19 protein-coding genes are annotated in these 23,423 nt (G+C 39.8%); 1 reads left to right on the top strand and 18 read right to left on the bottom strand.

Going from position 1 to position 23,423, the window contains the following annotated elements; translation table 11 throughout:
* Positions 1 to 191: 191 nt before the first annotated feature.
* From NU887_RS09270 to NU887_RS09215, 12 genes are all read right to left on the bottom strand, one after another.
* Entirely contained in the window at positions 192 to 5,957 is a 5,766-nt protein-coding gene (locus NU887_RS09270) for a LamG-like jellyroll fold domain-containing protein (RefSeq protein ID WP_258423076.1), read from the bottom strand.
* A gap of 330 nt (positions 5,958 to 6,287) precedes the next feature.
* Positions 6,288 to 6,596, bottom strand: coding sequence for a thioredoxin (trxA, locus tag NU887_RS09265; protein ID WP_258423075.1), 309 nt, complete (start codon positions 6,594 to 6,596; stop codon positions 6,288 to 6,290).
* Between the two features lie 171 nt (positions 6,597 to 6,767).
* Positions 6,768 to 7,322: an OmpH/Skp family outer membrane protein gene (locus NU887_RS09260; protein WP_258423074.1), complete on the bottom strand. Its 555-nt coding sequence runs from the start codon at positions 7,320 to 7,322 to the stop codon at positions 6,768 to 6,770.
* Positions 7,323 to 7,340: 18 nt separating this feature from the next.
* Positions 7,341 to 7,877, bottom strand: coding sequence for an OmpH/Skp family outer membrane protein (locus tag NU887_RS09255; protein ID WP_258423073.1), 537 nt, complete (start codon positions 7,875 to 7,877; stop codon positions 7,341 to 7,343).
* Positions 7,877 to 10,570, bottom strand: coding sequence for a BamA/OMP85 family outer membrane protein (locus NU887_RS09250; RefSeq protein ID WP_258423072.1), 2,694 nt, complete (start codon positions 10,568 to 10,570; stop codon positions 7,877 to 7,879). Before NU887_RS09250 ends, NU887_RS09255 begins: the two co-directional genes overlap by 1 nt.
* Before the next feature lie 5 nt (positions 10,571 to 10,575).
* Positions 10,576 to 11,313: an isoprenyl transferase gene (locus tag NU887_RS09245; RefSeq protein ID WP_258423071.1), complete on the bottom strand. Its 738-nt coding sequence runs from the start codon at positions 11,311 to 11,313 to the stop codon at positions 10,576 to 10,578.
* A gap of 82 nt (positions 11,314 to 11,395) precedes the next feature.
* On the bottom strand, positions 11,396 to 12,148 hold the full coding sequence (porG, locus tag NU887_RS09240) for a type IX secretion system protein PorG (protein ID WP_258423070.1): 753 nt from the start codon (positions 12,146 to 12,148) through the stop codon (positions 11,396 to 11,398).
* Between the two features lie 157 nt (positions 12,149 to 12,305).
* Positions 12,306 to 13,181 carry an NAD kinase gene (locus NU887_RS09235; RefSeq protein WP_258423069.1) on the bottom strand — a complete coding sequence of 292 codons (876 nt, stop codon included), beginning with the start codon at positions 13,179 to 13,181 and terminating at the stop codon, positions 12,306 to 12,308.
* 12 nt (positions 13,182 to 13,193) lie between these two features.
* A complete protein-coding gene (locus NU887_RS09230; protein WP_258423068.1) occupies positions 13,194 to 13,859 on the bottom strand; it encodes a CBS domain-containing protein in 666 nt (221 codons plus the stop codon).
* A gap of 86 nt (positions 13,860 to 13,945) precedes the next feature.
* On the bottom strand, positions 13,946 to 14,530 hold the full coding sequence (locus tag NU887_RS09225; protein WP_258423067.1) for an anthranilate synthase component II: 585 nt from the start codon (positions 14,528 to 14,530) through the stop codon (positions 13,946 to 13,948).
* Positions 14,514 to 15,059 carry a CvpA family protein gene (locus NU887_RS09220; protein ID WP_258423066.1) on the bottom strand — a complete coding sequence of 182 codons (546 nt, stop codon included), beginning with the start codon at positions 15,057 to 15,059 and terminating at the stop codon, positions 14,514 to 14,516. The genes NU887_RS09225 and NU887_RS09220 overlap by 17 nt, the downstream gene beginning before the upstream one ends.
* Positions 15,060 to 15,065: 6 nt before the next feature.
* A complete protein-coding gene (locus NU887_RS09215; protein ID WP_258423065.1) occupies positions 15,066 to 15,515 on the bottom strand; it encodes a GatB/YqeY domain-containing protein in 450 nt (149 codons plus the stop codon).
* Positions 15,516 to 15,576: 61 nt separating this feature from the next.
* Between NU887_RS09215 and NU887_RS09210 the strand changes: the two genes are divergently transcribed.
* Positions 15,577 to 16,293 carry a pyridoxine 5'-phosphate synthase gene (locus NU887_RS09210; RefSeq protein WP_258423064.1) on the top strand — a complete coding sequence of 239 codons (717 nt, stop codon included), beginning with the start codon at positions 15,577 to 15,579 and terminating at the stop codon, positions 16,291 to 16,293.
* A 3-nt stretch (positions 16,294 to 16,296) separates the two neighbouring features.
* On the opposite strand, the gene NU887_RS09205 is transcribed toward NU887_RS09210, so the two are convergent.
* The 6 genes from NU887_RS09205 to gltX all read right to left on the bottom strand — a co-directional run bounded on the left by NU887_RS09205 (position 16,297) and on the right by gltX (position 23,396).
* Positions 16,297 to 17,373, bottom strand: a complete 1,077-nt coding sequence (locus tag NU887_RS09205; protein WP_258423063.1) for a DUF3810 domain-containing protein — start codon at positions 17,371 to 17,373, stop codon at positions 16,297 to 16,299.
* Between the two features lie 9 nt (positions 17,374 to 17,382).
* Positions 17,383 to 17,967, bottom strand: a complete 585-nt coding sequence (locus NU887_RS09200) for a NifU family protein (protein WP_258423062.1) — start codon at positions 17,965 to 17,967, stop codon at positions 17,383 to 17,385.
* A gap of 58 nt (positions 17,968 to 18,025) precedes the next feature.
* Positions 18,026 to 18,688 carry a porin family protein gene (locus NU887_RS09195; RefSeq protein ID WP_258423061.1) on the bottom strand — a complete coding sequence of 221 codons (663 nt, stop codon included), beginning with the start codon at positions 18,686 to 18,688 and terminating at the stop codon, positions 18,026 to 18,028.
* 41 nt (positions 18,689 to 18,729) lie between these two features.
* On the bottom strand, positions 18,730 to 21,492 hold the full coding sequence (locus tag NU887_RS09190) for a TonB-dependent receptor (RefSeq protein WP_258423060.1): 2,763 nt from the start codon (positions 21,490 to 21,492) through the stop codon (positions 18,730 to 18,732).
* 130 nt (positions 21,493 to 21,622) lie between these two features.
* Positions 21,623 to 21,835, bottom strand: coding sequence for a hypothetical protein (locus NU887_RS09185; protein WP_113924211.1), 213 nt, complete (start codon positions 21,833 to 21,835; stop codon positions 21,623 to 21,625).
* A gap of 25 nt (positions 21,836 to 21,860) precedes the next feature.
* Positions 21,861 to 23,396, bottom strand: a complete 1,536-nt coding sequence (gene gltX, locus NU887_RS09180) for a glutamate--tRNA ligase (protein WP_258423059.1) — start codon at positions 23,394 to 23,396, stop codon at positions 21,861 to 21,863.
* Positions 23,397 to 23,423 lie beyond the last annotated feature (27 nt).

Below are 23,423 nucleotides of genomic sequence, written 5' to 3'. Positions count from 1 at the left end.
GACTGTTAGAAGGTGTTTTACCAACTATTTTTGACCATTAGATCATTAAAACCTTAATTTCTAATAGTCAATAATTAAACCAAAAGAGTCAGAAAGGAAGTTTTCTGACTCTTTTGCTTTTGCATTCCTTTTTTAAATCAATCTATTTTAACCGATTTAATTTTATCGGATTGTATAAACTTCATTGGAATTTATTTCTTTATGAATTTGAAAATCCTTTGGTATCCATCTGAATTTACAAAGAGAACATAGCTTCCTTGTTTTAGACCTATCCTTGAAATATCAATTGTAAACCTCCCTTCTTCGGTTTGAAGTTCTTGGTCAAATAACTTCAGCCCCTTCATATCAAAGATATTGACCTGGATTATATCATGCTTGAAATCCGAAAGTTCAATATGAATGACATCATCTACAGGATTAGGGTAAAGTTTGGTTGCATGTGGAGAATCAAATGCCAAGACTTCCTTTTCATCGTCTAAAACGTCTGATATATCCATTTCAATGAAATCTTCCGAATCTTCTCCGTCATCCATCATTCTAAAGGCAATTGTTTGATTTGGTAATTTTGATACCTCAGTTGCAGTCAAAGCCCTGTTGTAAAGCCGGATTTCATCAAGAGCACCGCTCCATAAATTAGCACCTTTTCTTGCTCCAATTTGAAGTTCGGAGGTATTTGTTTTGATCGTGGTTGAAGAATAGGTCTTTGAAATATCTTGAACGCCGTTAAAATATATAGTGGATTTGGTTCCATCAAATGTAGCGGTTACATGTAACCATGTTTTACCGTCACTTGGATAGTTTTTATTTGAGAGGAGGGAATATGTTGAACCATTGCTTTCTCTATTAAATCTAAACTCCACCTTTCCTGATGATCTTGTTAACAGTTCATAACCATCAGTTCCTCCTTTTGAAATTATCTGCCTACCCAATTTGTCTGCAGGTCTAATCCATGCACTGATCGTTATTTGCTTTGAAATATTGATGGTGGAATTATGTGGAACTCTGCCATATTGGGCAATTGACTTATTCAGCAAAAGTGCTAAGCCACTTTTTCCGCTGATCCAGTTCCAATTAGAAGTAGAAGATTTGCTGGCATTATTTCCATTTCCTGAATGATCAATGAGCGTATTCCCACTTCCTTCATCCAATTTCCAAAATCCAACGAGGCTGTTTGTTGTGAATGACCTCACCTGAGACCAACTGGAGGTCCCTTTTTCGTTGACAGCAGCGACTCTCCAATAATATGTGACGTTATTTGTCAATTTTGGAGTTTTAAAGGAAGTCCCTGTTAAGCCTGATACATTAGAAATAAAAGATGTAAAGCCAGAACTGGTGGATAGTTGAATTTTATATGTACTTGCATACTGTGTAGTAACCCATGTTAGGGTTGGCGAAATGCTTATTTCTTTTGCGGAATTAGCTGGAGAAGTAAGTAAAGGTGCAGTCGGAATAGGAATTCCTCCAGTGACCAATGTGTTAATCTCGACCTCTGATAGGACTCTATTATATAGTTTTACTTCATCTAGATCTCCTACCCACCGATTGATGGAAGACCTTGCACCAATTTGCAGTTCTGTGGTATTTGATTTTATTGCTGTTGGGGCAAATGTTGCGGAATTGTCTTTCACCCCATTGATATAGATATGGGAATTTGTCCCATCGAATGTTGCGGCCACATGCATCCAAGTAGTTCCGTCGGTTGGGTAATTTTGGTTTGAATAAAGTCTATAAGTACTGCCTGAACTTTCGCGGTTGATCCTGAATTCAAATTTTCCTGTTTCAAAAATACTGAGCTCATATCCGTCAGGACCTCCTTTTGATAGAATCTGTTTCCTTGCCAATCCTGAAGTCCTGATCCATGCAGTGATTGTAATTGCATTTGTCATGTTGAGACTGGAGTTGGATGGCACGGTTGCGAATCTGTTGGAATTTCCATTTAGATTTAAAGCAAGTCCGTCTTTTCCCTGTACCCATGATACTCCTGAGGTCGTATTTAGAATTACTGCATTATTCCCGTTTCCTGAACTGTCTAAAAGTTTTGATCCGCTCCCCTCATTCATTTTCCAATGACCTACCAAACCATTTTCGGTTACATTACCTGAAATTGCCCAATAGAAAGTTCTTGATTCTTGATTAGGTACAGGGCTATTAGAGTCTTTTACAGTTAAGGTAACCTGATATGGACTATTCGCCGATGCTCCTGATGCAATGGTTCCGTAAATTCTTCCATTTACATCTTCAATAGTAACTCCCGGAGGAAGGTTTACCGCACTGTAAAACAGCTGGCCCACACCTCCTGAAGCGGTAAAAAATAAATTGCCATCAAGTATATCTCCGGTTTTATTCAATTGGTTTTGAATTTCACTCGTGACTACCAATGGGGCAGAGGTTTGGGTATTAATAATCTCAATGGCATTTACCAATGGATTTTGGATTTTTTTAACAAACTCAATATTCAAAACACCATCGGTAACTGTAATGTTGAATTTTTCCATTCCTCCTTTTTGATGTCCAAATTTTGTAACCAAATCCACATCAATAAGAACGTTACTACTTTCTGCTTTCACATCGAAAACCCGAGTACCAGCTGTACTTGTACCTGAATAGGAATTTCCCATGTACAGATTTACCTGATAGTCTCCATTTAAAATAGGGATATTGTAGGCCATAACCGTGGCATTATTATTATGCCTTTCATTTTTAAAGATTGATTCAAAAGTTGCCTTGTCAATATAACTTGGTATAGAGGTATGCTTATTATCAAATAACAGATTCCCGCTGTATGTTGAACCATTGGTAACGGTATAACCATCACCTGAATACGAGCCATTGATCTCATTTGCTTTCCAATTTGGTGCACCATTCAAGCCTGCGACAGCCGTTCCTCCTGCATTTATTCTGAACAGGATTTGTTGAGCGGGAATTACATCTACATTAAATGTTTGTTCAATAAACAAGGTAGACAAATCAGTAGCCCGGATAGTGATGGCCCCGAAATTTGGCTGAGAAGGGAAAGACAATGTCAAGATTTTCCCAACAATTGAAGCTCCGATGGTAGAGTTGGTATTTTTCGAAACTGTAAATTTAAGATTTTCAATCCCATCGCCATCATTAAAATATTCTCCAAGGTCAATTTGAATGGATTGGGATCCGACTTGTTTTGAAATATCCGGCAAGGTTTGGATAACAAAAGGTTGTCCCCCAATAACCTTAAAGAAATCATAAGTTGCCAAAAACTCGACTCCCTGTGAGGCTGTTGTTCCAAATACACCTATTGCAAGTGGCTTGGTAATTTGCTGGACGGATTCCAGGACTTTACCTGTCAAGGATTTTGTTCCTAAACTGATCAGGTTTCGGTTTCCAATTTTGACCATTGGTTCTACAGTCCCCTGAACAGGTTTTACTTTAAGGATGAAATCTATATTCTCAGAACCAATTGGTCGATTGGAAGTAGATATGGGATATGTCAATGGAGCCGGATCAGGAATATTATTGACTTCCAAGCCTGCTAAAATTTGCGTTTTTGTAAAAACAAGTTTGAAAAAATTGCTTTGTGTCCCATCACCCATCTGAATCCCAATTTCCCCATTATGGGTTACGTCATAAAATAATTGAGGACCTGTTAAGCTCAGTAACCTTCCTGTAATTATGAATTCACCTGTTTCGTTGCCAACGTTTGCCCCAAACTGAAATCCTTTTTGTTGATTATTTGCTGTTCCGTTGGCTGAACCACCTGTTATTGCTATTTGTATCGCTCCTGCTGCTCCACCAAATATATCATTTGGAAGTGGACCGGAATTTGGAACGTCAAGCCAATAAAGCCAATTTGGATTACTGGCACCGTTATTCATGAGTCCAGTTAATCCTAATCCTAAATAGCCTAGTGGACGGTTAAGTTCATCAGTTTTGTCAGAAAATAATTCATTTTCAATTGGTAGGCTAGTTGGATTTCCCAATTGAAATGGATCTATTGAATCAGATAATCCATCACCGTCATCATCCAAATCATTTAAATCAGAGATAAAATCTCCATCAAAATCACTTGGTTTTGAAGCTGCGGAGCAGATATCCGTTCCGTTGTCTAATTCGTCTTGGTTCTTGAACCCGTCGAAATCATAATCCGCATTTGGATCAAAATCAGGATTGGATTGAAGTATGCAATTTGTTGAAATCTGTGGAGTCAAAACATGGACTCTATTGTCAAAGGTGGTTACCCAGATTGTGCCTGGGAAAATTTCTGTATCCCCATTTGAAGTAATTCCCAGTGCATTTCCGGAATTTAAATTCCATTTATTAGCCTCTAATTGCTTTAAACTACCATCAGGATTGAGTGATAAAAGATGAATGGTCCCGTTACTTTTTCCTGCTATTAATGCCCCTTTGAGGGCTCCGTTAAAACTGGATGCTTTATATTCCGCTATTCCATTTGTATTTATAGGAAATATTGTAACCACTTGTTTTTTAGGTCCGTTGGGATTTCCAAGATCCGGTGACCGATAATCCGCCTCATTGGGATTTGCCATTGCTTTTGGAACAGGAGGCCAGTTCACCGGAAGAGAATTTGCAGCATAAGAATCAAAACCGGCTTGACCGGGTGCTATCGGGGCAAGAATTGAAGTCCTAAAAACCTGATTTGGAGTATATAAAGGAGTTAGAGTTGACCAATTGGCATCATCTCCCAAAGATCTTGTGAAAAGACCTGCCCCACCCGGATTGAAGGGAAATGAGGATCCTAAGGTATATGAATTTCCTGGATTTGCCCGAATGGGATTAGGATGACCACCATAATAAGAGCCAAATGAATAATTACTAATATCCGATGTAATCATCATGAGATGGTCCTTGTTTGACACATATTCTCCGCTTGGTGAGGGGTTTGTGGAATTATTACCTGGCTCAGTACTCAAATATCTATTGGTAATAGTCAAAGGATTCCCTTCATTTTCTGGGAGGCCTCCCCAATTGGAATTGGCACCATTATCAGTTACATAGACTTTCCCACTTTCAGTTACGACAAGATCATAGGTATTTCTGTACCCGGCTGAAAAAATTTGAACAGGACCACCGGAAACAATCATTCCCATATTTAGTCCATCATTACCTCCAAAAGGGTCTCCAAGATCAATACCATTATATCCTGATTGGTTTGGATTATATATTCCATTGGCATTTGGTCGGGAAGGATCATCCAAAGTCGGGATATCATATTTATATTTCCTCCCTGATTCGAGGTCTGTTTTCAGTGGCAGGGCATCAATGGCATTCAGATCAATACTCAATACGGCTGCTGAAAGAGCATATTCTCCTAAATAAGCAAAATTTAAACTCGGTGAACCTGCATTGGTATGCCCCCCACTTGTAAGCAAGAGATATGGTTTTCCATTAATAATTGTATACTCCAGACCATTTGGAGAATGGTTTTCTTCAGATCTCGGTAAACCTCGTACAAGGTCAACTACATCCCAAGTGCTCCCTGTCCAAGTCAACCTTGAAATTATTCCTGAATTTGTATCTAAGGCTTTATCACCAGAAGGCCCTCCCCATTTGGGATCACTAGAAGAAATATAAATTATTGGGTTGGTCGCGGTCCCCACCACTGTAATACCTGTAGATTGGCGGTTACTTCTACCGTCTTTTGCCCTAGTTCCAATGTCATCATGGTTTGGGATGTTTTGAATGTCCAAAAGGGTAGTGGAAGCGACGACTTTATATTCATTAGCTATGGTTTTTTGAATGGTATAGATTTTTATCTGTCCGTTGAGTTGGGCAAGATACAGTTTCCCATCAGGACCAAACTTTAATGCAGTACCTTTGGATGGTGGTGAAAATCCATTGAACTGCAAAGTATCTAGGCCAAAACTAATTGTTTGACTAAAAATTTCCTGACTTACTGCCATGAAAACAATAAGCGCAGCAAAACTAATTTTTCTGAATAAAGAAAATGATGAGGTACTCATATTTGGCTTGGTTTTTAAAGAATCGAAACAAAAAATCAAAAAAACAACGATATTTAGTTGAGGTGGTTATTGGAGATAATGAAGGGGTGTTACCTTCCTATATGAAGAGTTTATTTCTTATTAAAACAGGAATGAATGTATAAATAATTGTTTTGAATACAAAAAAATGTTTCTAAAAAAGATTAGAAAATCCAAAAGCCAATTTAATCCTGATTAATGTCATGAAATAACCTCTTGAAAATAGATTTATTGATTATAAAACCGTTTTAGAACAATAGCTCATAAGAAAAATCAGAGGATATATATTGTATGTAAGGCTATTTTAATGGATCACCCAACAAATCCTTTCATAGCCTGAAGCAATTCTCTTTTGGTCATGATACCTCCTTTTCTCCAAAGAATTTTCCCCCGTTTAAATAGAATGTAGTGTGGGATAGACCTTACGCCAAACTGTAAGCTTACTTGAGGATTTTTTTCAACATTCAGCTTGTAGAGTTTGATTTTTCCATCAAGCTCTTGGATTACATCTTCAAGGACTGGATTCATGGTCTGACAGGGTCCACACCAATCTGCAAAAAAATCCACTAAAATAGCATCTTCAGATTTTTGAATTACATCCTTGAACTTCTTTTTTGCCATGGCCAAATTTATTTTCACACAAATTAAGGTGGATTTGTTCAGTTCTTTTGTTACCTAGATCACATGTTGTGATTTTCCATTGAGAAGATGTTATTGAAAGCAATGATAAGGTTATAAAAACAAAAGACCTGTCTCTTCCGAAACAGGTCTTTTGTTTTTGATTGCCGAAAATTATTTGCCTGCAGGAGTTGCAGGAGCAGCTGGCAATTCGATTCCTAATTTGGCCAATACCAATTCAGTGAATTTGTCCTCGTCTCTGGTGTAAAGCAAGATCGGAGATTGACCTGCTGATTCAGAGAAAACGTGCGAATAGTTATTCTCTGCAGCTACTGCGTTGATAGCATTAAAGACTTTTTGTTGAACTGGTGCAAGAAGTTCCTGAAGCTTATTTTGATAAGATACTTGTGCATCTTGCTCATACTTCTGGAGATCTTGCTGAAGCTTTTGAAGTTCTTGTTCTTTTGCAGCTCTTGCATCTTCAGTCATGGTAGGTGCAGCTTGCTGATAAGCCTGTACTTTTCTTTGAAAATCCTGTGCTTTTGTCTGGATATTAGTCTGAAGTTGGGCCTGATAATCCTGAACATCGGCAGCGATTTGTTCCATTTCAGGCATGAGGTCCATCAGCAATTCCACATTGGTATAGCCGATCTTCAATTCCTGGGCCTGGGCTACGAATCCTACGCAAAAGAGTGCTATTGCGGAAAGGACGACTTTAATTTTCATCATTTTCGTTATTGAGTTAATTTATTTGTTTTCTATTCCTAATTCTTCTAATACAAATTCTGAGTAATCATGCCTTGGGTCTGTGTAGATCATCAGTGGTCCTGCAGCCTTGTCAAAGAGAATTACCAAGCTGTTTCTCTTACTAACCCTGTCTATGGCATCATAGATTTTGGATTGTAATGGTTGCAGCAATTCTGCTTGTTTTTGGTAGTACTGTCCATTAATACCAAATACCCGGTTGTTGAATGCAACTGCTTCTTTTTCCTTTTCTTTTATCGTCACCAATCGTTCCTGGTACATTTCCTCAGTCAGAAGTACTTCTTCTGCTTTCAGGTTTGCATACATTGTTTTTATCCCTTGTTCCAAATCCTGTGCCTCTTTTTTCCACTGATTGCTAATAGATGTTAATTCATCTTGAACCAGTTTGTAGTCAGGGTGTTTGTTTAGGATATATTCAGAGTCGATATATCCAAACTTTTGGGCTTCAACTGACGTGACAGATAGGGTCAAGCCAATTATGGTGCACAAAATTAATAATATAATCGGTCTTTTCACCATTATCTAAATTGTTGTCCGATGGTAAAGTGGAATTGCGCTCCACTCCTTTGATTGGAACCGGGAATTGCGTCAAATCCATATCCCCAATCCAAACCAAGGAGTCCGAATGCCGGCATAAATATCCTTGCTCCAAATCCGGCTGATTTCTTAAGGTTATACGGGTTAAACTCCGCATAAGATCCCCAGTTGTTTCCTGCCTCTGCAAATCCAAGTAGGAAAATAGTTGCAGAAGGATTAGGAGAAACGAGGAATCTAAGTTCCATCACGTGCTTATTATAGACTATACCTCCATATCCTTCGGTTGAATTGGGATCATTTCTTGATTCTCTTCCAGGGGTGATGGACTGGTTTTCATATCCTCTAAGCCCAATGATTTCTTGTCCCAAGGCAAAGTTGTTCATATTCATTCCATCCCCTCCCATGACAAATCGTTCCAAAGGAATAATTCCTATCCTGTCACCATATGAACCCAAGAAACCCATGTGTGTTCTTGCACTGATGACCCACTTGGTTGATCCAAACAATGGAGTGTAAAATGTTGCATCAAACATCCATTTGTGGTATTCCAACCATTTATATTTTTCTTCATCCGGTGATTCTCTATCGATGTTTGGATTCAAAGAAGCGTAAGGAGGGGTTAGGGAGGTAACCAAAGAAATATTTGAACCCATTCTTGGATAGATTGGATTGTCTACGTTATTTCTTGCGACTGTAGTATTCAGTGCAATACTATTTAAAGTACCTGTCGCAAAACTTAAACCAAACTGCCTTCCAAACTCGAAGAAATCATAGTTTTGGTAGGAGAGCGCAGTGCTAAACATAAAGTAATCATCAGGCCAAGTGACACGCTTGGAAAGTCCAAGTGTCACACCGGTAATTTTGAAGAATCCTAGTTCCTGACCTCCTGGGTTACGGAAATCTAACTGTCTTTGAACTGACCTATTCAAACTAAAGCTTAATGCATTTGGCTTTTTTCCTCCAAACCAAGGCTCAGTAAGGGAAATGCTATAATTTTGGAAAGAACGCCCATTTGCTTGCACCCTAAGTGAAAGTCTCTGCCCATCACCTACAGGAAGTGGTCTCCATTTGTCAAAATTCCCAATATTTTTTAGGGAAAAGTTATTGAAAACAAGTCCTACCGTACCTACAAATCCAAAGAAACCTCCCCATCCACCGGACAATTCAATTTGGTCATTTGGTCTTTCCTCAAGCTTAAAAGTGATGTCCACTGTGGCATTTTCATAATTTGGGCGCATGTCAGGTTCGATCTTCTCAGGATCGAAATATCCCAACTGTGACAATTCCCGAATGGTCCTTACCAACAAACTCCTATTGAATTTTTGTCCAGGCAAAATCCTGATTTCCCTCATGACCACATGGTCCGAGGTTCTTTCATTCCCTTGGACGGTGACGGAGTTGACAGTTACTTGGGGACCTTCGAAGACCCTCATTTCTATATCAATAGAATCTTCTTTGATTTTGACTTCAACGGGCTCTATGGTGAAAAACAGGTAACCGTTGTCTTGGTAAAGTGAACTGACATCATCTCCTTTTTGAGGATCATAATTCAGTCTTTTATCTAATTTTTCTTTGTCATAGACATCTCCTTTTGCTATGCCAAGACGGTCTTGAAGTACGCTGTTTGGGTGTAGATAATTACCCACAAAAGTAATGTTACGGTAATAGTATTTCTTTCCTTCTTCCAAGGAGATGTCCACATTCACTGTATTGTCAGAAAACCTGTAGACCGAATCCATAAGAATCTCAGCATCCCTGTAGCCTTTGGAGTTATAATAGGCGATGACTTTTTCCTTGTCCTCTTTAAATTCTTTGGAGACAAATTTGGAAGCATTTAAGAAGTTAAGCTTGAAATTTTTGTTGATATACTCCTTCACTTTGGCATCCTCGACAGGAGTCATGTGGAATATGGCGTCAGCTGCAGATTTTGGGGTAGTATTGGAAATCCGTGAAGCAATGTCTCTTCCAAGGTACATTCTTGGGTGTTCCTTTGTTTTCTTCATTTTGGACTTTACCTTTTTGGCATCTATGCCTTCGGCTCCAAAAACCCTTACTTCATTGATTTTGACTTTTGTTTTTGGATCGACCTCAAACCTCAGTTTCACACTGTTTGGTAAGGTGGTATCTCTTTCCTGAATGACTTTTACATCGGTATTGAGGTAACCTTTATCAACAAAATATTGTCGAATATTCCTTTGGGATGTATTCAATACGTCATCTCTGACCACACGTCCACGGATTTTGATTTTATCCTTTAACTCACTTTCCTGAGTTTTGTTGACACCTGTAAACTCCACCCTACTGAACCTAGGCCTTTCCGTGAGTTCCATCAGGAGATAGACATCATCACCTTCAATTTTGGTAACAAGAATTTTTACATCACCGATAATTCCCTGTCCCCAGATTCTTTTCAAGGCTGTCGAAATCGCATCACCCGGGATTGAAATGACATCGTCTACCCTAAGGCCGGACAAAGAAATAATGGCTACCTCATCCAAAGTGGTTAACCCAACCGCTTTGATTTCGGCTATCCTGTATTTTTGTGGTTTGGAATAATTCAATTCTAAAATATCCACAGGCCTGGCAGGGGTATAGCGGCTTTGACCCAAACGGATCTGGGCTTGGGCGCTAAGGACCCATATCATAAGGCAAAGGATAGTAAAACTCTTTTTCATCAAAATTAAGGTTTAATCTGAGCTCCCGTTTTGCCAAATCTTCTTTCTCGTTTCTGATAATCGAGGATGGCGTCCACGAGATGCTCTTTTCTAAAATCCGGCCATAACACCTCTGTAAAATACAGTTCTGTATAAGCCAATTGCCAAAGGAGGAAATTGCTGATTCTTATTTCCCCGCTTGTCCTGATCAGCAGTTCCGGATCAGGGATGTTTTTGGTATTCAAGTTTGCAGCAATTACTTCCTGCGTGATATCTTCAATATTGAGTTGTTTTGCTTCTACTTTTTTGACAATCGATTTGACCGCATCCTGAATTTCCCATCTTCCACTATAACTTAATGCCAAAACAACTGAAAGACCTTTGTTTTCAGATGTCATTGAAATCGCTTCCTTGAGTTTTTCTTTTGCTTTTCGCGGAAGACTATCTGTGTCTCCTATTGTAAGAAGTCTGATGTTGTTTTTCATCATGTTTGGAACTTCTCCCGAAATGGTATCTACCAGGAGTTCCATCAATGCAGTGACTTCATCTTCCGGTCTTGACCAATTTTCGGTAGAAAATGCATATAAAGTCAGGAATTTTACCCCAAGTTCAGCAGAACCTTCAATGGAATCTCTCACGGCATTTATGGCGTTTTTATGGCCAAAAATCCTCATGGCTCCCTTTTGTTGGGCCCAACGTCCATTGCCATCCATGATAATAGCGATGTGATGGGGGATTTTCTCTTTGTCTAATGATTCTTTCATTTCGTAGGGATACGAAAGGGCCTTCGTTTTTTGGAGGTACAAAAATGCTATTTCTTTTTCAATATTCTATTTTTGGCAGAAATTAATAAGAATAACATTTCACCGAACTGAAAGTGTAACTTAGGGTGATGCCCAAAAAGTAATACCAGTCTTTGTCACTGTAATTGCCATAGTTGTACCCGGTCAAGGTATTGGGGTTGTTAGGGTCCGGAAAGCGTGGGATAAATGGCTCCTCTCCATACAGCTTGTCCAGAGCATCGGTAAAGGTTGCCCTTGCACCAAATTCTGCCGCAAGAATCCACTTGTCAGATAGTTTGTATTTGATTCCGATTCCAAAAGGAATGACCGGCGTACCCACGTTATAGCCTGTCGGGTTGGGATCATCTTCGAATTTTCTTCCTTTTCCTACAAATCCAGAAAAACCCAAACCCAGAAAACCATATGGTGAAAACCTGAATTGGGCGTAGCGGTTCGTAAAATCAAGGAAGTGATATTCCATGACAACGGAAGCTTCAAAAAGAGAGCCGTTGAAACCCGCATTTCTGTAAGCCATAACCGGATCAATTGGATTGATACTATCCGCTGCATTGAGCCTTGCAAATGACAACCCACCACGGAGTGACCATACATTGTCAAAATTTCGTCTGCCAAATAACGTCCCTTGAAGTCCAATCTGATTTGGATCGAGCCCCCGGATAATGTCACCCGAGTAGGTGGCTATACCGAAACCTCCGCCTGCATCATATTTTTGTGCGATTGAATTTTCTGGATTTAAAAAGACCAGAAAAACCAAAAGAAATGACAAAGACAAAATCCAAAACTTATTCTTTTTCAAGACGATGCAATTTATGAACTAGACAACGATATAAAAACCCGTATAAGTATTTGCGGGGTTAATTTTTGTTAATGATAAGAAGTGTATCAGGTGCACTAAAACCGTATAAGGCACTGTTATATTGGATGTTACAGCCTAATAAATAGCTGACAATCTTTTAATTCCGCATATCAAATCCCCAATTGAGTTTTTGGCGAAGGGTATCGAAATAACTGTAGGTAGCGAATTTGACTAATTTTGCTGAAAATTCAGCTTTTTTCACTTTCAATTTTACACTGGCATCAATGGGAGTCGACCTTGAATCCAACGAAATCAAAAACTTCTCACTCCTTCCCTCAATTTTAAAGCTGATTTCATTGTCATCTGAGACAATTATCGGACGGACATTCAGATTATGCGGACTTACAGGAGTAATGACAAAATTTCTAGCTCCAGGAGTAATCAGCGGACCACCACAGCTCAGGGAGTATCCCGTAGATCCTGTGGGTGTTGCCACAATCAACCCATCCGCCCAATAGCTGTTGAGGTAGAGGTCATTGATATAGGTATGTACAGTAATCATGGAGGAAGTGTCCCGCTTGTGAATGGTAAATTCATTCAATCCGAAATTTAGACCATTGAATAAGGGAATATCTGATTCTAGTTTTAACAGAGACCTAGACTCGATGGAATAGGAGCCGGAAATCAATTCCCCAATGCTGTTTTCAATGTTTTCTTTTGCTACAGTGGCCAAAAAACCCAACCTACCGGTGTTGACACCTAGGATAGGGATCTCATTTTCCCCGACAAGACAAACGGAATCAAGCAAAGTACCATCCCCACCGATGGAAATTACAAAATCCGAATCTTTGATTGTGTCATTTTGATTGATGGATTGTAGACCTTTTGTCGGGAATCCATTTTTTTTGAGTGATTTTAGCAGGGATTCCGTGAGGTTGATGTCAACGTTTTTTTCCCTTAGGACTTTGAACAGAAACCCTATCTGAGGAAGAAACTCTTTTTGAACACCTATCCCATGTAAAGTGATTTTCATTAAAGGATAGGATTAGATCTGTAAAAATCTGAAAAGATTGTCAATACGTTCCTGCTCACCGCTGATGCCTTCCTCCTCTTGGAAATGGTCAAGAATCCGATAGCCAAACCGCTCCAGCGTGGCTTTGACATGTCTGAGCTCTGTTTTATCCAGTTTTAATGTCAATTTAATTTTGGAGTCATCAAGCGGGTCGCTTGATAAAAAGCTGCTCAATATTTTCGTGTTTTCGGATTCAATGATCCGGGCTATTTCAAACAGACTGTAATCGGTCATATTCATAGAAAGAACCAAGACAGCACCGTTGGATTGAATAGAAAGAGAATCTGCAAAAGCGCTGATGGCATCTTCCATAGTCACCACACCAAGGTAATTGTTTTCTCTATCTACCACCGCTATCATATTGGAATGAAATTCGGAAGCGACTTTGATAACATCATATATATGCTTGTCTTGGTAAACAAAACAAGAAACGTTGTCTAGGGAAATTTCCGCAATGCTTGTTTCAGGGTTGTTGATGGTAAAAACCAAATCTTCTGTAATAAAACCCAAGAACCTGCTGTCTTCTACTACAGGCAGAATATCCGTTCTGATTTCTTCCATCCAGTTCAAAGCTAATTTGACCTTGTCTTTGAGTTTCAAAGGAGGGATGAGGTTATTGATAAATTCGTAGGCCTGCATGCAATAAATATATTAAATAGGATTCGAAATATAAAACGAAGGGAGAAGGCAACAAGTTTGAAAGTATCGGTAATTACAGAAACAACCTATGTAATCCTAAAATCGATTTTGCTACAGCTAAGCCAATTTTCTATTATTTCTTTTCCAAATTCAGTCAGATAAGCCTCCGGATGATATTGGATTCCAAGGATAGGCATTGTTTTGTGAGCCATGGCCATGATTTCACCTTGGCCGGTTTGCAGAAGTATTTGAAGGCATTCAGGAATATTTTTGATTTCTAGGGAATGGTATCTTGTAACTGAAAAAGTTTCAGGTAATCCTTTCAGGATTTCATGGCTCTGCAAAGTCTGAAAAACAGAGTGAACCTTCCCGTGTACTGGTTTTTTACTTTTTACCAATTGCGCTCCAAAGTGCTCGCCGATAGCCTGATGACCCAAGCAAATACCCAAAATAGGGATCTTACCCACATACCAATCGAGAATTTTCATAAGATTCCCAGCTTTTGAAGGGGATTCAGGACCGGGTGAAAGAATCAGACCATCCCAGGATTTTGAGGTGAGTTGCTCTAAGTCAACATCGTTTCTGACTATTTCCAACTCAATCCCAGTCTGTCGCAAATAATCTGCAAGAATATGGGAAAATGAATCAAAATTGTCAATCAGCAAGACCATCTGCTGTATTTTTCACCAAATCTTGAATCGAAGATATGGTGTTTTTGATAATAGGGGTAAAGCCATCAAATGCATCGATTAAAACGGGCGCTATCGGCTCGAGGTAGGTATAGGTCTTGGAATCTTTTGTCCAATCCTTGGGTAGTGAATAGTCAAATGAATCTGCCAGCCAAACAAAAAAGCTGAGAATAAAGACTGTTTTGAATAACCCCAAAATCCCTCCTGCCATATTATCCACAGCACCCAATATGGTAAAATCCAAAGTCTTCTTCACCAAAAATGCCAAGCCCCTGATGATCAGTATCACTCCCAAAAAGATCAAAATGAATGCTGCAAATGGCAACAGGAATGTCATTTCATTTACTTGTTTGGCAAGAAGATTTGCCCCCCAATTCATAAAATGAAAGGCAAGTATAATGGCAAATATGAATGCCACTATAGAAAGCAGACCTATAAACAATCCCTCCTTGTATCCGCTGTAAGCACCCAAAGCCAAAAAAACCACTATAAATACATCCAGGATATTCAAGGCTTATCAGGATAAAAGTTCCTTGACTTTTTGTGAAATCGCTTTTCCGTCGGCTTTTCCAGCGAGGGCCTTAGAGGCAATGCCCATCACCTTTCCCATGTCCTTAGGCCCGGTCGCTCCGGATTCAGAAATGATGGCTTTCAATTCTTCCACCAGTTCTTCATCAGTCAACTGCTTCGGCAAAAACTCACTGATAATTTCCAGTTCTGCCATTTCGACTGAATAGAGGTCTTCTCTGTTTTGTTGCTTGTAAATATCTGCTGAATCCTTCCTCTGCTTGGCAGCTTTGGTCAACAGCTTCATTTCATCTTCATTGGAAAGCTCAGCGCCTGCTCCTTCTTTTGTTTCTTCCAAGAGGATCAGCGATTTGATAGCCCTCAATGCCCTCAACCTGTCTTTGTCTCTTGCGAGCATTGCATTTTTTATTTCACTTTCTACACTTGCCTTTAAACCCATTGTCTTGTTCTTTGTGTTATAGGTGTAAATTTGTCACAAAATTATCTTTTAATCTAGGAAAATGACCAAACTGAGCGTAAATATTAACAAAATCGCCACCCTCAGGAATGCACGTGGAGGCAATAATCCGAATGTTGTAAAGGTGGCTTTGGATGCTGAGCGTTTTGGCGCACAAGGGATTACCGTTCACCCAAGACCAGACGAAAGACATATCAGGTATCAAGATGTCATCGATCTGGCTAAAGTGGTTACCACAGAATTCAACATTGAAGGTTACCCTGACCAAAGGTTTATGGATTTGATCAGGTTGGTCAGGCCCGCCCAGGCAACATTGGTTCCGGATCCGCCTCAGGCAATTACCTCCAGTAGTGGTTGGGATACCATCAAGCATCAACTCCTGCTTAGAGACATTGTAGCTGAGCTGCATGAGTCGGGTACTAGAGTCTCCATTTTTATCAATCCCGAATCCAAATATTTTGAACCGGCAAAAAATACCGGAACTGATAGGGTTGAGTTGTATACAGAGCCTTATGCTACGGCTTATCCCTCAAACAAAGAGGAAGCTATTAGGCCATATGTTGAAGTGGCTTTGTTGGCCAAAGAGTTGGGACTTGGTCTGAATGCAGGTCATGATTTGGATTTGCACAACCTAAAATTTCTAAAGGAAAGTATTCCATTTTTGGATGAGGTTTCCATAGGTCATGCGCTGATTTGCGATGCGCTGTATTTTGGATTGGAAAATACCATTCAGATGTATAGGAGACAGTTAGAAGTGTGAGATTTAGAATCCATCCTTCAGACTGTTTCTCCAGGCAAAGGCCAACATGGGTAATTGTTGGTAGCTGTTGATGCCGGCTTTGACACCTTGGGTTTTTAGAAAAAGGTCATTTGATTTTCGACTGATTTCCAGGTTCAAAGGTTTGATTTTTTCATTTTCCTTCTGGATAGAAATCAGATCATTTCGGATACCTGGTGGCAAAGTTTTATAAAAATCTTTGAATAAATCTTTGGACATCCTATACATGTCATTCATTTGGTATTTCAACAACCTGAGTTGTCCGGAATACTGCAACAAGGGATCATCAGAATTGGAACAGATAACCCAGGCGATGAAATTAGCCTCCCCTTCATCCGTGACGCCATAACTGTGCGCCATTTCGTGTGCGATAGTGAATGGTTTCTCGAGATGATGCAATGTCGGATCGATATAACTTTCACCTGTAAAAGGGAAATAGATTCCCAAAATGCCCATTTTTCTCATGAATCCCGCAGGATAAAATTGCTTTGTCCTTGGATTGCCAGTAAAATTCAGTCCCAATAAATAGAGGTTTTCCCGCATATTGGCCCTGACCAATTTTTCCAGGTCCGGATATTCAATGGTTTTTTTTATGGCTATGGTATCTTCCTCAATATTGTAGCGAAGCTGGCTTAGGATATTTCGGGTGAGTTCAGTTTCCTTGATCAGCTGTTCCTCATTGAGTGGAATCGGATTGAGACCAACTTGTTGGAAAATCGGAATCCTTTGGTAATTGTAACCCCAAAGTATCAGGAAGAAGAAAACTATTGCTCCCAAATAATTGAACAAAGACCTGATGGAATAGCCTAATTTATATTTCCAACCCTGAGTTTGATTTAGGCGGTAGAAATAAAAACCGATGAAAAATATGAGGGAGGCGATGAATACATAAACCGTAGCAAAAGGAAGCAGAGATAGGGAAAGGTCAATGACATTCCTGATTCCCGGAAAAAAGGACCTCGAATAAATTGCTTCGGTTTTCTCGGGGTATTTAATTGCAAAATGCCTGACCAGAAGACTGATCAGGCCCAATAATGTCCAGGTCCAATTTCCTCGCAACATCGGGAACAATTAAATTCCTTCCGCCTGAACCTCTTTGACCTCAGGAAGCATTCGAGTCAATAGATTTTGGATTCCTGCTTTCAGTGTAATCGTACTTGATGGGCATCCCGAGCAGCTTCCCTGAAGCAGTACCTTTACAATTCCTTCATTGAAACTGTGAAAAACGATTGCACCACCGTCTTGCTCGACTGCAGGCCGGATGTATTCATCAAGGATTCCTTTGATTTTTTTTACGGTTTCAGAATCATTTTCATTGAAAAGAGGATCCTTCTCAAATGATGCCATCACGACGGCAGATTTTCCTGCTTCCAGGTATTTTTTGATATGGTCACGAATGATATCCTGGATTTCAACCCAATCAATATCCTCTTTTTTGGTGACCGTCACAAAATTTGCTGTGATAAATACTCTGTCTACGGCAGCAAAATTAAATAATTCATTGGCCAAAGGTGAAGTTTCCGTGCTTGATTGATCAGGGTAATCAAAGCTTACACCTTCATCCGTCAACATGAAATTTACTACAAATTTCAAAGAATTGGGATTCGGATTAGCCTCCATATAGATATGGACCGGTCTTTTTTGAGCTTGCAGCATAATTGATTTGTTTTACTACTTACATACCACCAAAACAAGGGATAAGTTCCTTTGTTTTTTATTTTTGGGTTTTCAATTTTGCAACTCGGAACAAATAGGTCAAAGTAAGTTCGATATTGGTAGAATTCATATCAAAAATCCGGTCTAAAGTTTCAGGTCTGCCAAATTCATACGAAAACCTCAAATCAGCTTCCAAAGTACTTTTTCCAAATAATTTGGAAAGTCCTGCTCCGGCTGTAAGTCCATACATGAACTTTCTGGGATTATCCTCCGGCGTCCCATATGTCGGCAAGAAAAGAGGGCCTTCAAAATCTCTCTGTACATCGGTTGCATTCAGTAAATAACCAAAGTGTGGGCCGATTTTGATGTGAAATCTTCCACCTTTCCCGGCATAAAAGTTAGAGAGTACCGGCATTTTCAAATAATTCAATTCTGTTTGATTGGTACCTACAAGCAAGGTATCAGTTTGGATATACCCTAATGTAAGGTATTGGATCTCAATCTGGATTCCGGCATTTTTTCCTGCAAAATGTTCCATGACAAAAGCAAAAGTAGGGGCAGAAATACCGCCGGTCCTTACTGCCGGTCTTCCTGCAGAATACCTGTAAGACATGGATGAAACGGAATATCCTCCCCTGATTCCAAAACTTGTCTGCCCATTGACCAATATTGGCAAACTAAGTAGTGCAATTATGGATATGGTGAAGATTAATTTTTGCATTGCCAAAAATAGGGATTAGAATTTCAATATCTGAGCAAAAATCATTTTCCTGCTGGGAGACTATATTTTGCCTTGATCGGTTTTCCATCTATCGATATTCCTTCGATAATTATAGATTTGGGACTTTGTATGTCATTCATAAAGAATTCGATTAGAAGGCTTCCATTTTCACCGTCAGTGATCAGATATGGATTCCAGTATAGCGTAGCCCGCTCATCTGCTCCTACCGGCAAAGATTCCTGATCATTTTCATGGCTTAAACTATAGAAATTATTGGGAACCGAAAATCCCTCAATGACAAGGGTGTTCGTATTAGCTGAAGAAGCATTTAGAATAGGAGAAGGTTGCCCTCCTTTTTTGAGGTAAATGGCGATGACGCCATTTCTTCCCATATCACCCATTATGGAAGCCATTCTTGTCACCACCTCGATTCTTTCTACATCATTTGGGTTGATGGAATTGATGTTCGAAGCGGCGCTATTGCCCGGAAGGATAGCACCGTCCACCATTACCATGGGTTCCAATGAATTTGTACCTGAGGTAGCACCTCCCCTTAAAGTTACCTGACCAAAGGAATTGACATTCATACCAGGAACGTATGGTTTTAGACTTAGCAAAAGATCGGTAGAATTACCTCCCCGCATGAGAACGTCTCCTTGGATGACATGGTCTGCTTTTCCATATATGGCCATTGTTTTGTCTTTGGGTTCGTCTTCATTCACAATTACCTGTTCGAGTTCCACTGTCTTTTCTTCGATTTTTGAAAAAATTGATTCATTTGTACCCGTTATTTTTGGCATGATTACCGATTCAGGTACAAAAAAGGGAGGTTTCAATGGCGTGATGATCTGAAATTTTCCAAATGAATTTCCTTTTTTGTCCAAGGCCATAAAAGTAAAATCAAGGGGCCCATAGAAGTCCATGTCCTCGAGACTGAATTTGCCTTCCGCATCGGACTGAAGTTCAAGAGAAGCTGAAAAATTATTGAAATAGGCAGTAAAAGGCATTGATTCAGGTTTTCCTTTTTCATTGAAAAATTGTCCCGATACATTCATGTCTTTTTCAAGTGAGTAGGTAAATTTTTCTGTAGAAATGTGCTTGGGGACTTCTTTTATGGCCAATCCATTAATAATGTTTGGATTCAAGGAAATAGGAGTGACCAAGTAATCATCAGTCACAGCTACTGAAAGATTAGCAGCAACAGGATTTCCGTTTTGATCCTTCAGTTCAACCGTCAAGCTGACTTTCTCCCTGGTCCGGTATTCGTTTTTATCCGGTTTGAAAATGGCCTCAATCTTCGAAATGGGTTCTTCAGAAGAAACGGTTTCTGTAATCCTGTCAAAATGACTCAGGACCGGCAGTGCTTTGACAAAGTAAGCGTCAGGACCATAATTCCTATTCCAATTGGTATACGAACGCAAATAATACTGCTTCTGATTGAGTGTGTCAGGTAAAAATATGTCTCCGACAGCGAGTCCATTTTCAATTTTCAGTTTTTTCTGAATGATAACATCCCTATTCTCAGAAATCAATTCTACATACAAAATCTTGCTTAGTTCCTTCTTAAGCGTTGGATTGGTGTAGTTCAGATAAGCTTTGAAAAATAATTGATCACCCTGATAGTAAAATGGTCTGTCCAAGTGAAGGTAAACTTTCTCTTGAAGGCCATTGGCATCTTTTGCCATTTGGGTATTGGATTCCAATGAAAATGGAGGAGAATAATCCATTGGCAAAAGGGTAGCCACTTTCCTTTTGTCCATATCACCGGAGAAGGTCACATCTTTCTGGTTCAGGACAATGCCGTTTGAATTGACATTGACATAATTGCCGTTGACTTCTATCCATGATATGGGATATGGTGCATCCTTGTAGGTATTGATGGTGCTGTAGCCTTTTTCATAGTGGACCTCGATCCTGCCTTTAAGGTAAATTCTATACTCGCCAGGCCTTCTTCCTGGAGTCACAAGGTTCTCAGGGTTATAGACTATGACGGATTTTCCCAGTTCATTTGAAAAAACATCAGACCGCATATTCAATGTTTCCGATCCGCCAGGTTTGTTTCCATAAAGCATAAATCCCTCCTGATTATGTAAGTTTTGGATCATGGCCCTAAACATGTTTGCGGGAGACTTTTTGTAGGTTTCTTGTCGGTTTTTACCCCAAGTTTGTTTTACGGTTTGGACACTGGTATCCATTTCCACAAATCTTGTGGCTCCTGCGATGATGTAGTATTGCGGCGTAAAATAAAATTCCCTGAGATCAAAAGTGAGGTTATATCCTAGTCCATTATTCTTGATTTCTATAGGTTGGATAGCGGTGGCCCGGAAGCTGTTTGTAGAATTGTCTTCGGGAAATTCAATAACCCAAGGATTGAGGATTTCGCATTGTGCAGCGAGGTTGTCATTTCCCAAAAACAGGTTTTTGAATCTTTTTAATTCTCTTTCCCAAGCCTTATCTCTCGTTGCTTTGATTTCGACGTCTGAAAGTTCTTGCTCAGAGGAAACCAAAGTCACATTAAGAATAAATTGTCCGCCAGGTTTGATGGAAGCGGGTTTTTGTAAGGCCTGATAGCCAATAAAAGAAAAGGCAACTTCCACTTCTCCCTCTGGAACATTTGCCAAGCTGAAGGTCCCGTCCATGTCAGTGACGGTAGACAGTGTAGTATTGTTGATAAAAACATTACAAAATGGGAGCGGTTCTCCGGTCTTACTGTCCGTAACTTTTCCTGTTATTGTCCCCGTGGTTTGTGAAAAACCTGTTAATGAAATCAAAATCAAAAAAAATGCTATTGGAAAAATTCTCATATCAGAATGTACTAATGATTAAGGCGAAATATAAAATATAATACGGTTAAGGGGAAAGTTTGATGAAAAAAAATGCACAAAATCTAAAAGATTTTGTGCATTAGTGCATTCAAAGAATATTAGCTCAAGATTATTTTTTCTTTTTGCCTTTGCCTTCTTTGATTTCTTCGATGTCCTCTCTGTCTTTCAGCTTCTTGTCATCGACATTTTTATTCAGAAATTCATTGAGTTTGTCAATAGAGAAAGTGCTTGAAATCTCTCCAAAGGTGTCAATGTTCATCTTGAATCCTTCCAAGTCTTTGTGGACTTTTGCGATTTCTTCTTTTTTAGGTTTTTTAGCCATAGGAGATTGTGATTTTTGGGATTTGTCAAACTACCTGCAAAGTATCTAAGGCAAATTTAATCCTTTTGGAAAGCTCTTCCTTTCCTAATATACTGAATACAGCCATCAGATCAGGACCGGCACCTACTCCTGTCACTGCCAAGCGCACTGCCTGCATGACCTTTCCTAATTTGATGCCATTGGCTTCTGCGGATTCCTCAAGAACAGCCTTTGCAATTTCAGGAGTGAATTCGCCGATATGAGACGCTAGCTTTTCTATATAGGTTCTCAAAACGGTGACCACTTCGGCATTCCATTTTTTGTTTGCAATTTCCTCATCAAAAGAAGTAGGTGCGATCAGCATAAACTTTCCTTCTTTCCAAAGGTCGGCGGGGAAAGTAGCTCTTTCCTTCATGACATGGGCTATTTTTGCTGCTTTTTCCTTGTCTATTGAAAGCCCCTCTTTTTCTATGTCAGCGATCAGGTAGGCCGACAATTCTTCATCGGATTTGGCCCTGAGGTATTGTTCATTGAACCATTTTGCCTTGTTGATGTCAAATTTGGTACCTGATTTACCGATTCTTTCAATCGAAAATGCGTCTACCAATTCTTCCAAACTGAATATCTCCTTATGGTCTCCCGGATTCCATCCCAAGAAAGCCAAGAAATTCAACATCGCTTCAGGGAGGTAGCCGGCTTCACGGAATCCCATAGCCGTTTCTCCTGAACTCGGATCTTTCCAATCCATCGGGAATACCGGAAAACCATGCTTGTCGGCATCTCTTTTGGATAGCTTTCCATTTCCGTCAGGCTTTAGCAAAAGTGGCAAATGCGCAAATTCCGGCATGGTAGCTTCCCAGCCAAAGTATTTGTAAAGCAATACGTGTAAAGGCGCTGAAGGAAGCCACTCCTCACCACGGATTACATGGGTGATTTTCATAAGGTGGTCATCGACAATATTGGCCAAATGGTAAGTAGGCATACCGTCGGATTTCATCAGGACTTTATCGTCCAATGTACTCGAATGAACCATCACCCATCCACGGATCAGGTCATGCAATCTTACTTCTTCTTTTCTTGGGATTTTCACACGGATGACATAAGCTTCACCGGAAGCCAATCTCGCCTTGACCTCATCTTCAGGAAGAGTCAGCGAGTTTTTCATTTGGGTTCTGGTGATAGAATTATACTGCGGGGATACGACCCTTGCGGCAGTCAGTCTTTCACGCATGGCTTCCAATTCTTCAGAAGTATCAAATGCATAATAGGCATGGCCTTTTTCGATCAGGTCAAGGGCATACTGCATGTACATGGATTTTCTTTCAGACTGTCGGTATGGAGCGCTGTTGCCGGGATTCCAAGGGCTCTCATCAGGGGAAATTCCAAGCCAATCCAATGCATCCTTGATATAGTCTTCCGCTCCGGGTACAAACCTGTTTTGGTCGGTGTCCTCAATTCTCAAAAGGAATTTTCCTCCGGTTTTTCTTGCGTATAGGTAATTGTATAAAGCGGTTCTGACGCCACCGATATGTAAAGCTCCTGTTGGAGAAGGTGCAAATCTTACACGTACTTCTTTGTTCATGGTATTGGTTTATTCTTTTTACAACCT

This window comes from Aquiflexum gelatinilyticum (assembly GCF_024741135.1).
GTDB classification, from domain to species: domain Bacteria; phylum Bacteroidota; class Bacteroidia; order Cytophagales; family Cyclobacteriaceae; genus Cognataquiflexum; species Cognataquiflexum gelatinilyticum.
Note: the sequence above shows the minus strand (reverse complement) of the source record. Positions and strands in the feature narration are given on the sequence as shown.